This window comes from Rathayibacter sp. SW19 (assembly GCF_030866825.1).
Lineage (GTDB): Bacteria > Actinomycetota > Actinomycetes > Actinomycetales > Microbacteriaceae > Rathayibacter_A > Rathayibacter_A soli.
Map to the genome: position 1 here is coordinate 1,748,074 of NZ_CP133020.1, position 13,064 is coordinate 1,761,137.

The following is a 13,064-nucleotide window of genomic DNA, read 5'->3' on the forward strand; positions in this document are numbered from 1 at the left end:
CAGTAACGAGGGGTTGAGTTCGTGGTGCCGTGCGTTCCCGCCCTGAAGCGGACTTTTGCCGTGCGCGGTCAGCGGGACTAGATGCGGGTCCAAGCCTCGGAGAGCACGCCGTGCAGGATGCCGCGAATCTCGGCGAATTCTGCCGGTCCGATGGTCAGCGGCGGCGCGAGCTGGATGACGGGGTCCCCGCGGTCGTCTGCGCGGCAGTACAGGCCCGCGTCGAACAGTGCCTTTGAGAGGAAGCCGCGCAACAATCGCTCGGACTCGTCGTCGTCGAATGTCAGTTTGGTGGCCTTGTCCTTGACGAGTTCGATGCCAAAGAAGTAACCGTCACCTCGAACGTCACCGACGATCGGCAGGTCGAGCAGAGTCTCCAGTTCGGCGCGGAACAACGGGGAGTTGTCTTTCACGTGCTGGTTGAGCGCCTCCTCCTCGAAGATGTCGAGGTTCTCGAGGGCAACCGCAGCAGACACGGGGTGCCCGCCGAACGTGTAGCCGTGATAGAACGACGTGTCACCGTGCTTGAAGGGCTCGTAGATTTTGTCGCTGATGATCGTCGCGCCGATCGGCGAGTAGCCGCTTGTCATCGCTTTGGCACACGTGATCATGTCGGGGACGTAGCCGTAGTCGTCACAGGCGAACATGCTGCCGATGCGGCCGAACGCGCAGATGACTTCGTCGCTGACGAGGAGTACGTCGTACTTGTCGCAGATCTCGCGAACGCGCTTGAAGTATCCGGGGGGTGGTGGGAAGCATCCGCCCGAGTTCTGCACAGGTTCGACGAACACAGCGGCGACGGTTTCAGGGCCTTCGAACTGGATCATCTCTTCGATCCTGTTCGCGGCCCATAATCCGAAGTCGACGAGGTTGTCGGACGGCGCACCCACTTCGTCGGCGCGGTAGAAGTTCGTGTTCGGCACGCGGAACCCGCCTGGAGTCACTGGCTCGAACATCGCTTTCATGTCCGGGATACCGGTGATGGCAAGCGCCCCCTGCGTGGTGCCGTGGTAGGCAATCGCACGGGAGATGACCTTGTGCTTGGTGGGGCGGCCCTGCAGCTTCCAGTAGTACTTGGCGAGCTTGAAGGCGGTCTCGACCGCTTCACCGCCTCCGCTGGAGAAGAATACGCGGTTCAGATCACCGGGTGCGTAGTTTGCGAGACGATCGGCGAGCTCGATCGCGTTCGGATGTGCGTACGACCAGATCGGGAAGAAGGCGAGTTCCTCAGCCTGCTTCCGAGCAGCCTCGGCAAGGCGCTTGCGGCCGTGGCCGGCGTTCACAACGAACAGGCCGGAGAGCCCGTCGATGTACTTCTTGCCGTTGCTGTCCCAGATGTGATGGCCTTCGCCGCGGGTGATGATCGGCACGCCTGCACCCGACTCCATCACAGACTGGCGCGCGAAGTGCATCCACAGATGGTCCTTGGCCTTGCGCTGCAAGTCAGCGTTGTCGTACTGCGCCGTGGCACTGTCGAGTGTTGATGTGTTGCTCATGATTATCGTGTTCCCCAGTTGTAGAGCTGTTTGTGGAGTTTGAGATAGACGAATGTCTCGGTCGTCAGCACGCCCGGGATACTGCGGATCTCCGAGTTCAGCAGGGAGATGAGGTCGTCATCGTTCTCACAGACGACTTCGACCAGGATGTCGAAAGCGCCAGCTGTGAGCACGACATAGTCGACGGCCGGGAGGGCCGCCAACGCGTCAGCGACGGAACGGGTGTCCCCGTTGACGCGGACGCCGATCATCGCCTGGCGGTAGAAGCCGAGTTGCATCGGATCGGTGACTGCGACGATCTGCATCACACCGGATTCCGTCAGCTTCTGCACTCGCTGTCGGACAGCTGCTTCGCTGAGCCCGACGGCTTTGCCGATCTCTGCGTACGAACGTCGGCCGTCCTCTTGGAGCTGCTCGACGATCGATTTGGAGACAGCGTCCAACTGCACCGGCTTGTTCGAAGTCTGGCGTGCCGTAGCTGTCGTAGCTGTCATAGGCTGATTCTGACAGTCAGTTGGGCAGTAGGCAAGGGATTCCGTACATTTCGGTCCAATCTTCCAACGAAATCAGTAGACTTTCAGCATGACAGCGCACGCATTCCGTAATTTTGTCAATGGTGACCATGCGGACTCCCGTTCCGATGAGCGACTGAATATCATCGATCCGGCTACCGGGGAGGTGTACGCTACCACCCCGATCTCAACGGCGGACGATGTCGCAGAGGCGTATTCGGCCGCAGCTGGTGCGTTCGAGACGTGGGGCCAGACCACGCCCGGTGAGCGACAGCTTGCCCTGTTTCGAATCGCCGATGCGATTGAGGCCCGCGCGGATGAGTTCGCCGATGTCGAGTCGAAGGACACCGGCAAACCGCGAGCGAGCCTCGTCGAAGACGAGATCATGCTGTCAGTGGACCAAGTCCGGTTCTTCGCCGGGGCAGCGCGGAATTTGGAGGGCAAGTCCGCCGGTGAGTATTTGAAGGACCACACCTCTTTCATCCGCCGCGAGCCGATCGGCGTTGTCGGGCAGGTGACGCCGTGGAATTACCCGCTGAACATGGCGGTCTGGAAGTTCGCGCCGGCGTTGGCGGCGGGCAATACGACGGTGCTGAAACCCTCGGACACGACGCCGGCTTCGACACTCCTGCTCGCCGAGGTCGCGGCTGAATTCTTGCCACCGGGCGTACTGAATGTGATCACGGGGGATCGTGGCACCGGCGCCGCGATGATCGACCACCCGACGCCGCAGCTCGTGTCGATCACCGGTTCAGTGCGCGCCGGGATGGCCGTTGCCACTGCCGCGGCCCGCGATCTCAAGCGGGTTCATCTGGAGCTCGGCGGCAAGGCGCCCGTCATCGTCTTCGACGATGCGAATATCGAGCGTGCGGTCGAGGGCATCGTCGCTGCCGGCTTCTTCAATGCGGGGCAGGACTGCACTGCTGCGACTCGCCTGCTCGTGCAGGAGGGCGTGCACGACGAGTTCGTCGAGGCTCTCACCGACTACGCTCGAGCGCATGCGTCGACCGGAGCACCCGAGCGCGACGACATCCTGTTCGGTCCGCTCAACAACGCTGATCAGCTTTCCCGGATCAGCGGATTCGTCGACCGGCTGCCGGATCACGCAGAACTGCGCGTCGGTGGCCATCGGCAGGGCGATCGAGGCTATTTCTACGAGGCGACGATCGTCTCAAATCTGCGCCAGACCGACGAAGCCGTCCAGACCGAGATCTTCGGCCCTGTCATCACAGTGCAGAGCTTCCGCGATGAAGCGCAAGCACTGTCCTGGGCCAACGATGTGCAATACGGTCTGGCATCGTCGGTCTGGACCAGTGACCATGGTCGGGCGATGCGATTCGCGAAGGGCCTTGACTTCGGCTGCGTGTGGATCAACACCCACATACCGATCGTCGCTGAGATGCCGCACGGCGGCTTCAAGCATTCCGGCTACGGTAAGGATCTCTCCGGCTACGGGTTCGACGATTACACTCGGATCAAGCATGTGATGTCGTACATCGGCAACTAGTCGATCGGGCGTGTGACGGGCCGCTGCCGCCCGATTCATGGTTCAACGGGGAGGACACGCGTGAGACCGGGCTGTCTCTGGCACGTTCCGACGATCGGGCATGACGAATGGCTTTTCGTCGCAGGGGCGTCTTTTCTCGCGGCAGTCGACGCAACAGACGACAACTCCGGGCGCGCGGTAATCGACAGCCTGTGGCAGCGCGCCGACGACCCGGTTGCCTCTGTCGAGGACATCGTCGGCACGATTCCACTCGGCATCGACGACGGCGTGCGCTCGTTCGCAATCGTGGTTTTCGGAACAGAGCCAGTCGTCGACCAGGGCGAGCGCATGGTCACGGCGGTCGTTCGCGGTCGCGCCGTCGTCGATGTCTTCTCGGTCGGCGGAGCGCGTCGATTCGCATCCGGTTCGGTTCAGCCGTGGATGCTTGCGGACTTTCGTTCGGTGACCGCGGTCGTCGTCGGCGGTGATGACCGGCCGGCGCGATCGGTAGTCAGGCTCGGCAGCGCTGCGTTACCGTTGACCACGGGAATCGTCCGGGCGCAACAGTTGTTGTGGTCGCTGCAACCGCTCGGCTTCGCATCCGCTGAGTTCACCGCGTCCGACGGGGTTGGCGGCGAATCGGCGGCCGCAAGCGACGCCCGCAGCCAGCGGGAGGCTTCAGACGGCGGCGGCGCGGGTGCGGATCACACGATCCTGTCGGCCAGACGACTCGGGCCCGGTTCGGCGCTCGACGACACCGTACTCATACCGCGCCCTGGAGTTCGCGACCTGCCCGTGCTGCCGAATCAGAGCCGGCCGTCGAGCCCATTAGCGTCAGCGCATCGGTTTCGGCTCGGCGAGTCTGCGCCGCGCGCGTTGACCGAGCCGGTCGTGATCGGCCGCCGCCCGGTCGGCGGGCGGGTGCCTTCACCTGCGAAGACGCAGTTGATCGCCGTCGACTCTCCGGATGCTGCTGTGTCAGCTGTGCACCTCAGGCTCGAACAGCAGGGTGACTTCGTCGTCGTCACCGATCTGCACTCGCGAAACGGCACCGTCGTGCGACTGCCGGGTGGCACGGCAAGGAGGCTGCACCCGGGAGAGGCCGCCGTTGTGCTTGTCGGCACAACGATCGACATCGGTGACGGTAATATCATCGAAATCATGCCCCCGAAGACGGCTGAGCAATCGACTTCACCGGCGGGCCCGAAATCGGGGGAGCGCGCGTGACGCAGATTGGGCGCAGCAGTAGGCGGCACACCGTGCACGTGCCGGGTTCGAATGGTGGCGATGTCGTGCTCAGCTGGGCAGCGCTCAGCGACAAGGGCTATCGTCGTGCGGCCAACGAAGACAGCCTCATCGCACGGTCGCCGCTGTTCGCCGTCGCGGACGGCATGGGCGGCCATACGGCAGGCGATTTCGCCAGCGCAGCGGTCGTCACACGGCTGGCTGGTCAGGTTCGCGACGATTTCGTCGGCACGGAACAGATTAACGAAGCGTTACGCGCCGCCGTCGATGACATGGGCAGAGGCGTCGGCAAAACGGATCTGGGCACAGGAACGACCGTGACCGGGATCGGTCTGGCCCTGATGGACGGCGCCGTGTGCTGGCTGGTGTTCAACATCGGTGATTCGCGGACGTACCAACTGTTGGACGGCACCCTGACGCAACTCACCCTCGATCACTCGATCGTGCAGGAGCTTCTGGATGCAGGCGCCATCACACCGGCGGAGGCCGAGGTGCACCCGCACAGCAACGTCATCACGCGCGCAGTGGGCTTCAACGAAGACCCGATTCCTGACTATTCTTACCTTCCCGTTGTTGCTGGAGCGCGCTTGCTTGCTTGCTCCGACGGTCTGACGAAGGAGCTGACTGAGCACGGCATCCGGCACTTTTTGACAGAGGGTGAGTCGGCGCTGGACGCGGCGGGCGCGTTGATGGATGCCGCGCTCGGCAACGGGGGGCGCGACAATGTCAGCGTCGTCGTCGTCGACGTGCTGCAAACGCCGGAGAGCGCGCCGCGGGAAGGCGCGCACGGCGCACACAAGCACTGACCACCAGGCACCGACCACCAGGCACTGACCGCCACGTGCTGACCCCCAAGTTGGGGGTTCACTTCTGCCGCTGTGCCGCGCGGATCGGCTGAGAACACCAGTTGGCCCGCCTACAATGAGTGGACGTTTGTCGTACGACCCCTGCCGACCAGCGGGTCAGTTGACCGCGGCCACACCGAATGCCGACGGGCGGAAGGGGCACCATGGCCAGACGGTTGCCCTCGCAGCCGCCCAATCTTCCCGGATTCTCCTATTTGCGTGTTCTGGGCTCCGGTGGTTTCGCAGACGTCTTTCTCTACGAACAGAACATGCCGAGACGGCAGGTCGCCGTGAAGGTGTTGCTCTCTGAAGTCGTCACACCCCAGGTTCGACAGATGTTCCAGGCCGAGGCCAACGTGATGGCGCAGTTGAGCGCGCATCCGTCGGTCCTCACGGTCTATCAGGCCAGCGTCTCTTCTGACGGTCGGCCGTATCTGGTGATGGAGCTGTGCTCGCCTTCGCTGAACCAGCGCTATCGGGTGGATCCGGTGCCCGTACCCGAGGTGTTGCGTATCGGCGTGAAGATCGCGAGCGCCGTCGAGACGGCGCATCGCGCCGGAGTACTGCATCGCGACATCAAGCCTTCGAATATTCTGATGACGGCATATGGGCATCCTGTACTCGGCGACTTCGGCATCGCTTCGACGCTCGGTGAGGCCGAGTTGTCGGATGCGGTCGGGCTGTCGATCCCGTGGTCAGCGCCAGAGGTGCTGCTCGACGAGACCCCCGGATCGGTCGCCAGCGAGATCTGGTCGCTCGGAGCGACCGTCTATTCGCTTCTTGCTGGGCGATCGCCGTTCGAGCTGGACGGCAAAGACAATTCGCCTGCGGAGCTGATCGGGCGAATCCAAAAGGCGAAGCCGGGCCCGATCGGGCGGGCGGACGTGCCGCCGCGGCTCGAGGCCATACTTGAGAGGTCGATGTCGAAGCGGCCGGCGGCGCGGCAGGGAAGCGTGCTGGAGTTCATCAGGGAGCTGCAATCGGTGGAGGCAGAGCTCTCGCTCACCCAGACACAGCTTGAAGTCGCAATGGACGACTGGGCGGTTGCGACGGCATCCGACCCCGACGACCGCACGCGGGTCAAAGGGGTGATCGCGGTTGATCCGTCCGTCGGCAAGCGCAGACGTGCGGCGCGGCAGGCCACCCGCGGCTCGCGTTCGTCGTCGGCGCGCACGGCGGGGCGGGAGTCTGGCGGCTTCAGCACGACGGCGCAAAAGCACGAAGCAGGCAAGATGTCGCGCGCAACGACGTGGCTGATGGTCGCGTGCGCCGTGCTGATCGTGGTGCTGGGCGGGTTTGCGGCTGTCGTTCTGGTGCGCACCGCCGATGCCGGGCAGATCCCTGTCGTGCGCAATATCGACGGCCACGCGGCCGGCAGCACCATTGTGTTCTCCTGGAACGATCCCGGGCTACAGGCGAACGACGTTTACCAGGTGCGGGTGGATGACGCGGCACCGAGCGTGCAGCGGTCACAGGAATTCCGCGTCGACTCGACGGGCAGCCAGCGCGTGTGCATCACGGTCAGCGTCAATCGCGACGGCAAAGCCGGCGAACCGAGTGCGCGGAAATGCGTGGAACCGGGCGGCGGATCGTGATCAAGGCGTGGCTCGCGGCCCACAAATCATTGAGTGTCACAGCGCTGTCCGGCTTCACGATCCTGGCGGTCGTGGCGACCATCGCAATCACCTCCAGTGGCTACACGGCCCAGCAAATGCAATTGGGAGATGCTGCGGTTTGGGTCAGCAACCAGAGCAAGCAGCTGGTAGGGCGGGCCAACACCGAGATCAAGCAGTTGAACTCCGTCGTGGCGGCCGCCAGCTCGGCGACGGATGTCGTGCAGTCCGGCGGCACCGTGTTGCTGGTGGATCACGGTGACAACACGGTGGGTACCGTTGATCCGGCAACGGCATCCGTCGGCAAGGCCGTGCCGCTGCCCGCACGCGAACCAGCGGTGAACCTGGTTGGCCCGCGCGTGGCCATCGACTCGGCCGCGACAGGTCAGGTCTGGCTGATGAATCCGGATGCGCTCGGCCAATTCGACGCGCAAACCGCACCGACACTCGACCTCGGCGGGCGGATCGTCTCGGCGGTCGACCCCTCTGGCCGGTTCTTCGCTTACCTGCCGGAAACCGGCACCGTCTACACGATTGACGCGGCAACGAACGATTCGATCGCCGCAACCGATCGAACGCGCACGGCCGACAAGAGCCATAGTGTCGCGGTGAGCGCCGTTGGGGGTCAATGGGCCGTACTTGACAGCACGGACGGCACGCTGTCAACAGCTTCAGGGCGCGTGAACCTGCCCGCCTGGCTTGGGCTCGACGTTGCGCTGCAACGGGCCGCCGACACGGGTGACGTTGTTTATCTTGCGTCGAACGCCGGCCTCGTAGCAGTACCGCTGAACGGCGGGCCTGCGCGGACCGTGCTACGAGGCGCGCTCGGCAAGCCGGCCGCGCCCGTCGTCGTCGACGGCTGCGTCTACGCTGCCTGGGCGGGCGGTTCCACCTACTCACGCTGTGGTGGCTCTGCGGGCGTTCGAGGCGTGCTGTCGCAACCGACGGCCACCGCGGCACTGTCGTTCCGTGTCAACCAGCACGACGTCGTGCTGAATGACACGGACAGCGGCCGATCGTGGGCGGTGCAACACGGGAATGCGCTGATCGACAATTGGTCCGATTTCGCCCAGAAGAATACGAATCGCGAGCAAACCCAGCAGAACGACCAAGAGATTCCACCGACCGTGGCAAAGGAGCAGCAACCTCCGGTCGCGGTGGACGATGTTTTCGGTGCCCGTCCAGGCAAAGTATCGACCCTGCCCGTGCTCCTCAACGACTACGACCCTAATGGCGATGTGCTGGTAATCGCTTCCATCGATCCGCCGCCCACATCGCTCGGCACCGTTGACATTGTCGCGAACGACCAGCAACTGCAGCTGACCCTCCCTTCGAGCGCGGCCGGTTCGTTCACATTCCACTACACGATCTCAGACGGCCGCGGCGGCACGGCCACAGCGGCCGTCACGGTGCAGGTGCGCACTCCAGAGGAGAACTCACCGCCCGTTCAAGTTCGCGCTACACGGGTGACTGTTGGCAGCGGCGGCCGAATGACAACGCAAGTGCTGAGCGACTGGTACGACCCGGACGGCGATCCGTTCTACCTGAGCAGCGCCACGATCGACGGCCCTGACAGCGTCACGTACACACCGCAGGGCACCGTCGTGTACTCCGATCGAGGCGAGGGCGGTTCGCAGAAAACGGTTGCGTTGACGGCATCCGACGGCAGAGCGACCGGCAGCGGCCGACTGCTCGTGACCGTGACGAATCCGCAGAATGTGCCGATCACGGCCGAGCCGTTCGTGCAGACCGCGACAGCGGGCGAGGAGATCACCGTTGCACCGCTGGCGCATGCCAGTGGCGGTTCCGGCACGCTTCGGCTCAGTGCCGTGCCGGCAATCGGCGACGCCGTCATCACAGCAGACTTCGACGCGGGAACGTTCCGATTCACCAGTGGCACCGTCGGCACGCACCTGGTCGATTTCACGGTGACCGACGGCATCACGACGGCGAACGGCATTGCACGGATCGAGGTGAAGGCGCCTCCGGACGGAAAGACGCAGCCGATCACCGTTCCGCACACGGTGTTCATTCAAGAGCAGAGCACCCACGAGGTCGATGTACTTGCAACGGACATCGACCCCGCAGGTGGGGTGCTGTTGATCACCGGAGTGACGAATGTGCCGCCGGCCAGCGGTCTGCGGGTCGAGGTGCTGCAGCATCAGCTTCTGCGCGTCACACTGACCAGGCCGCTCGACGCCCCGATCATGTTCAACTATCACGTGACCAACGGCCTCGCCGATGCCGACGGCACGGTGACCGTCGTGCAGATTCCCGCCCCAGCCGTGCGACAGCCACCGGTCGCGAACCCCGATTCTGTCTCGGTGCGTGTCGGGGACGCGATCGACATCCCGGTATTGGGCAACGACACCCAGCCCGACGGAGACGAACTGACACTCGATCCGACGCTCGCGACGCCATTGCCGCCCGGGGCCGGGCTGCTGTTCGCCTCCGGGTCTGTGTTGAGGTACCTTGCGCCGAACAAGCCGGGCAACTACACCGCCGCATACCGCGTCGACGCCCCCGACGGTCAGTGGGCCAGTGCACTGGTCACCATCGCCGTGCGGGAGCTCGACGCCGCATCCAACAATCCGCCTGTCCCCAAGACGGTCACGGCTCGAGTGCTCGCCGGCGAGTCAGTGCGCATCCCGATCCCGCTGAACGGGATCGACCCCGACGGCGACTCCGTGAAACTCGTCGGCCAGGAGTCCAACCCCGCCAAAGGCGCCGTCACGGCCATCGGTCCCGACTGGATCGACTACACGGCCGGGGATTACTCGACCGGCCTCGACACATTCAGCTACGGCGTCGTGGATGCACTCGGAGCGCACGCCAGCGGAACCGTGCGGATAGGAATAGCCGCTGCGCCAAGCGGGGCGCGCAATCCTGTCGCGGTTGAGGATGAGGTGACGGTGCGGCCCGGGCGCACGGTATCCGTGCAAGTTCTCGCCAACGACTCCGACCCCGACAACTCGCCGTTGACCATCACGAAAGTGACGCCGACCACTGGTGGCGGTGCGAAGGCGAAGATTGTCGGCGATGTCATACAAGTGATTACGCCACGGGCCGAGGGCCGCTATGGGTTCATTTACGAGATCCAGAATCAAACGGGCGGCACGAGTTCCAACTTCCTCACTGTTGTGGTGCGCAAGGACGCCCCGCTGGCGCGGCCGCAGGTCAGCGACACCGTGCTGGCGCTGTCAGATATTCTCGGAAAACAGAGTCTGAACGTCGACGTTCTTGCCAACGTGTTCTTCGCAGACGGCCCGGTCGGCAGCCTCAATGTGCGGGTGCTGCCCGGCTACCAGGAGCAGGCGCAGGTGACGGCGCGCAAGCGCGTGCATGTCAAGGTCACAGCCAAGTCGCAGATCATTCCGTTCTCAGTCAGCCATCCGGATGACGCATCCGTTGTTTCGTATGGCTTCATCTGGGTCCCGGGGACAGACGATGCGCTTCCGCAACTCAAGCGCGACGCTCCGAAGCTCTCCGTGCCCAGCGAGACCGCCCTCACGATCCACCTGAACGATTACGTCGTTGCGGTCGGGGGCAAGAAGGTGAGGTTGACCGACGCATCGACTGTGCACGCGACGCACAGTAACGGTGCCTCTCTCGTACAGGGTGACGATACCCTCGTGTTCACCAGCGCGGCTCGCTATTTCGGGCCGGCGTCGCTCTCGTTCGAAGTGACTGACGGCTCGTCTACCCGCGACCCGAACGGCCATGTCGCAACACTGGTTCTGCCGATCACGGTGACTCCGCGGCAGAACCAGCCGCCGGTGTTCACGGGCGGGCAGATTGATTTCGAACCAGGACAGCAGAAGGCGATCGATCTTCTGAAACTCACGCGCTATCCGTACGCCAAAGACCAGAAAGAACTGAGCTATCAGATCCTCGATCCGCGCCCGGACGGATTCGCCCTGAGCCTGTCCGGCACCACACTGGCCATCTCGGCCGGCGACAAGACGGCGAAAGGCACTACCGCAACCGTTCTCGTCAGCGTGCGTGATGCGCTCAACGACGGGCAGGCTGGCAGAATCAACCTGACGGTCGTGCCCTCGACTCGGCCTCTGGCAGTACCGGCACCCGACAGTGTGATCGCACGGCGCGGCCAGACCACGAGTGTTGACGTGCTCGCCAACGACAACGCGACCAATCCGTTCCCGAACTCGCCATTGCGCGTGATTGCCGTGCGCGGCCTCGAGAGTGGATCGTTGCCTGCCGGCGTTTCGGTGACCCCCAGCGCGGACAATTCTCGGCTGACGGTCAGTGTCGCGTCCTCGGCGCAAGCGGCTGACACCGACCTTCAATACGAAGTGGCGGATGCGACCGGAGACCCGAGCAGGTATGCCTGGGGAACTGTTCGCATTTCTGTTCAGGACCGACCCGATCCGATCGCGAACCTGCAGGCGACCGGTGTTGGTGACCGGAACGTCTCGCTGGCCTGGGCCGCAGGTGCATTCAACAATTCAGCGATCCTTGACTATCAGGTCACCGTGACCAGAGACGACAATGGCCAACCAGTCAGCACAACCACCTGCACCTCCACGACCTGCACCGTCCCAACGGGCGGCAATGGCCCGAACAACGCCGTGCGCATCGGTGTCACGGCGCGCAACGCGATCGGAGTGTCTGATGTGGTCAACTACGGCGCAGCGATCTGGTCGAACATCGTTCCGCCGGCACCGAGCTCCGTGACGGCCGTGCCGCTCGACCACGGTGCACGCGTGAGTTGGAGCGCCCCGGATGCCGCTTCCGGCGCCAGCGCGGTCACAAGTTACCGCGTGAGCATCGGCGGGGTTTCGGTCACGGTCCCGGCCAATACCTTCACGACGGAGCTCACCGACCCGAGTATCGCCAACGGCACCGCTGTCACGGCGAGCGTAGCGTCGATCAATTCATACTTCGGGCAGCAGCCGACCTGGAATAGTGCGACGGCCTCGGTCACGCCGGCCGGACCGCCGCTGTGGTCGGGCACGCCGGTGGCTTCCGCCGCAACGGACGGCAGCGGAACCGTGACGCTGAATTGGTCCGGACTGGTTTCCGGTAACGGGGCCGATGTCACGCGATTGACGGCGGCGGCGTTCCAGGGCGGCGTTGCGCCGTCATGTGACCAGGCCACAGGCGCCGTCTCGGGCGGCGGGCAGCTCCAGTCTCTTGCCCCGGGAGCGTCGACGGCGACATTCACTGTGCAAAGCGGCCAGCAGTGGTCGTTCGGCATTTTCGCCTTCAATGGGCAGGGCTGTGCTGTGTCCCCGATCGCGACCGCAACACCGCTCGCGCCGCCGGCCGCGCCGCGCTCGATCGCCGTTGCACTGCCGTCCGAACAGCGGCCGACCGGCAGTGCGGCGTTCACCTTCCTTGCTGCGTTGACGAATATCAGTGCTCCGGCGGGCACTAACCGGGCCACCGTCACTTATCAGTTCCGTTTCGTCGGTGCCTTCACCTCCGACCCGCAACCGATCGCGCGCGGAGACAGCATCGATGTCGGGCCACAGAACTACGGGCGATCGGCTACGGTGCAATTCCGCGCCATCTCAGACTACGGCAGCGGTGTGGTGCTGGCCGGTGCATGGTCGGCCGATGTCGCAGCGGGCGTCGCGGTCAATCTCGACGTCGGGGCGAGTTTCGCCGCCGACAGCGCGGGACATGGCGGAACGTACTCGTGGACGAAAGCGCCGACCGTCTACGATTCGATCACGGCGCAGTGCAGCGGTCAGGTAGCCGCCGTGCCGATGGCACCAACCGGCAGTTGCGTCGCAACGGGATCGGCGGGCGCCGGTCCGACACTGACCGTTGCGGCCACGGCGAACAACCAGACATACACGAAGATCTACAGGGGCTGAGATGCAGGACGCAATGACGAAGGATGC

At 64.2% G+C, this 13,064-nt stretch carries 7 protein-coding genes; 5 read left to right on the top strand and 2 right to left on the bottom strand.

Going from position 1 to position 13,064, the window contains the following annotated elements; all coding sequences use genetic code 11:
• Window positions 1–77: 77 nt before the first annotated feature.
• Window positions 78–1,493 carry an aspartate aminotransferase family protein gene (locus QU604_RS07945; protein WP_308468267.1) on the bottom strand — a complete coding sequence of 472 codons (1,416 nt, stop codon included), beginning with the start codon at window positions 1,491–1,493 and terminating at the stop codon, window positions 78–80.
• Between the two features lie 2 nt (window positions 1,494–1,495).
• Window positions 1,496–1,987 carry an Lrp/AsnC family transcriptional regulator gene (locus QU604_RS07950; RefSeq protein ID WP_308468269.1) on the bottom strand — a complete coding sequence of 164 codons (492 nt, stop codon included), beginning with the start codon at window positions 1,985–1,987 and terminating at the stop codon, window positions 1,496–1,498.
• An 88-nt stretch (window positions 1,988–2,075) separates the two neighbouring features.
• On the opposite strand from QU604_RS07950, the gene QU604_RS07955 reads away from it, so the two are divergent.
• The 5 genes from QU604_RS07955 to QU604_RS07975 all read left to right on the top strand — a co-directional run bounded on the left by QU604_RS07955 (window position 2,076) and on the right by QU604_RS07975 (window position 13,037).
• Complete coding sequence (locus QU604_RS07955; protein ID WP_308468270.1) at window positions 2,076–3,512, top strand: gamma-aminobutyraldehyde dehydrogenase; 1,437 nt, start codon at window positions 2,076–2,078, stop codon at window positions 3,510–3,512.
• A gap of 60 nt (window positions 3,513–3,572) precedes the next feature.
• A complete protein-coding gene (locus tag QU604_RS07960) occupies window positions 3,573–4,718 on the top strand; it encodes an FHA domain-containing protein (RefSeq protein ID WP_308468271.1) in 1,146 nt (381 codons plus the stop codon).
• A complete protein-coding gene (locus tag QU604_RS07965) occupies window positions 4,715–5,542 on the top strand; it encodes a PP2C family protein-serine/threonine phosphatase (protein WP_308468272.1) in 828 nt (275 codons plus the stop codon). The genes QU604_RS07960 and QU604_RS07965 overlap by 4 nt, the downstream gene beginning before the upstream one ends.
• 203 nt (window positions 5,543–5,745) lie before the next feature.
• Window positions 5,746–7,176 (top strand): serine/threonine-protein kinase, encoded by a 1,431-nt coding sequence (locus tag QU604_RS07970; protein WP_308468273.1) that lies wholly within the window; start codon window positions 5,746–5,748, stop codon window positions 7,174–7,176.
• A complete protein-coding gene (locus QU604_RS07975; protein ID WP_308468274.1) occupies window positions 7,149–13,037 on the top strand; it encodes an Ig-like domain-containing protein in 5,889 nt (1,962 codons plus the stop codon). The genes QU604_RS07970 and QU604_RS07975 overlap by 28 nt, the downstream gene beginning before the upstream one ends.
• Window positions 13,038–13,064 lie beyond the last annotated feature (27 nt).

What these genes read in the sequence shown, in the direction of transcription:
- QU604_RS07945 (WP_308468267.1), bottom strand. Translation starts at nt 1,493, where the DNA reads ATGAGCAACACATCAACACTCGACAGTGCCACGGCGCAGTACGACAAC.
- QU604_RS07950 (WP_308468269.1), bottom strand. Translation starts at nt 1,987, where the DNA reads ATGACAGCTACGACAGCTACGGCACGCCAGACTTCGAACAAGCCGGTG.
- QU604_RS07955 (WP_308468270.1), top strand. Translation starts at nt 2,076, where the DNA reads ATGACAGCGCACGCATTCCGTAATTTTGTCAATGGTGACCATGCGGAC.
- QU604_RS07970 (WP_308468273.1), top strand. Translation starts at nt 5,746, where the DNA reads ATGGCCAGACGGTTGCCCTCGCAGCCGCCCAATCTTCCCGGATTCTCC.
- QU604_RS07975 (WP_308468274.1), top strand. Translation starts at nt 7,149, where the DNA reads ATGCGTGGAACCGGGCGGCGGATCGTGATCAAGGCGTGGCTCGCGGCC.